Raw genomic sequence first — 1,230 nt, forward strand, 5'->3', positions numbered from 1 at the left:
CATCACACAAAGAGAAAAATGAGCAGTCTATTTGGTGATGTTACAGTACATAGAAAAAGCTATAGTAAACAAACTCATGCCGCTCACTTCCCAATGGATGAACAGCTTAACCTAGCAGATGATCAGTTTTCCGATGGTCTAAGACTACGAATAGCCAGCGAGTCAATAAAAGGCTCTTTTGATGACGCGGTAGAAGCGCTTGCTCAGACAACTGGTCGAAAAGTCGCAAAACGGCAATGTTTGAATATCGCTCAAGATGTAGCACAGGATTTTGAAGCCTTTTATGAGCAGAAGCGATTCCAAGAACCAGAAAACACAGACTCTCTACTGGTATTAAGTTTTGATGGTAAAGGTATCGTTCTGAGGCATGAAGGACTGAGAGAATGCACGCAAAAAGCCGCCCTGAAAAGTACTCAAAAACTCAACAGTCGATTAAGCGCAGGAGAAAAAAAGAACCGTAAACGAATGGCGCAAGTCGCTTCCGTTTATACCGTACAGCCGCATATACGAGCGCCAGAGTTGGTAATGCAAGCTGATAAAGAGGAAGGTAATGTTCATCAATTAAGACCGAGACCAAGAAACAAACGAGTCTGGGCAAGCGTAGAGCGAAAGTCTATCAAGGTCATCGAAGAAGCGTTTGAGGAAGCATTACAAAGAGACCCAGAGCAGAAACGTCAATGGGTCATTCTGGTGGATGGTCATCCACATCAAAAGAAGCAAATAAAGCGAACAATGAAGAAGTTCAATGTTCAGGCAACGATAGTGATGGATTTTGTCCATGTCACAGAATATGTATGGAAAGCCGCTTGGTGCTTTTTTGAAAAAGGTGATACCGCCGTTGAAGGTTGGGTAGCTGAGCGACTCTTAAAAATCCTGCAAGGAGGCTGTGCTCAAGTAGCTAAAGGCATGAGAAGTAGCGCAACGAAAAGGCTGCTTGAAAATAGGGAAAGTGTCGATAAGTGCGCTCAATACCTATTGAGTAACAAAGAGCATTTAAAATATGGAGAAGCGCTACAAGGAGGTTTTCCTATAGGCAGTGGAGTGATTGAAGGGGCTTGTCGTCACTTGATAAATGACAGATTAGACATAACAGGTGCTCGCTGGGGACTTGTGGGAGCTGAAGCCATTTTGAAATTAAGATCGCTGAAATCAAGCAGTGATTTTAATGACTACTGGTCGTTCCATAAACAGAAGTCCAAAGAACGGCTTTATCAATAAACTGAAAGAGCC

General features: G+C 43.0%; 1 protein-coding gene. It reads left to right on the top strand.

What is annotated here, in order from left to right; translation table 11 throughout:
• Positions 1-1,218: ISKra4 family transposase (locus tag JQC92_RS22360; RefSeq protein ID WP_205001728.1), on the top strand; the 1,218-nt coding region annotated here is incomplete at its 5' end.
• Positions 1,219-1,230 lie beyond the last annotated feature (12 nt).

This window comes from Parashewanella hymeniacidonis, assembly GCF_016900895.1.
GTDB lineage: Bacteria > Pseudomonadota > Gammaproteobacteria > Enterobacterales > Shewanellaceae > Parashewanella > Parashewanella hymeniacidonis.